Annotated in this window: 1 protein-coding gene; it reads right to left on the bottom strand. The window is 40.7% G+C overall.

Going from position 1 to position 413, the window contains the following annotated elements:
* A partial coding sequence (locus tag BTA35_RS18110) for a hypothetical protein (protein ID WP_202931322.1) occupies positions 1–413 on the bottom strand: 413 nt, incomplete at both ends.

The raw sequence follows: 413 nt of genomic DNA on the forward strand, positions 1-413 counted from the left end.
CAATACGTTCATTGCTTTCATGTGTATAATACCTTGACCATTCGGTTGCGTTGCATAGTCGGTTGCCGGCATATGTTTAATATAAGGTTGTTGATTTAAAGCGTAAAAATTCTGATAAGCTTTACCCAAATAGGCATTGCTATTTACCCGTGGCGTTACCCCTGATATAGTGGTTGTCCCACCTTGCCAATGGTTAGCATTTAATAACGTTTCTGAACGTGTTCTACTTGCCAAATCGTTCTCATAAGGGTTCCCTTGCTGAAAATATCTATCGTCAGTCACAACCCCGATAAAGCCATTATCAGATAACATTTCAGCCCGAACATCTAAAAACGTGGGCGCTGTTCCTTCATTGGTAACTTCAATAAAGTTTTGTCCCGTTGGTAGTGTCTTGGTCTTTGCGTTTACGTCAT

This window comes from Oceanospirillum linum, from assembly GCF_001995095.2.
In the GTDB taxonomy this organism is placed as follows: Bacteria; Pseudomonadota; Gammaproteobacteria; order Pseudomonadales; family Halomonadaceae; genus Oceanospirillum; species Oceanospirillum linum.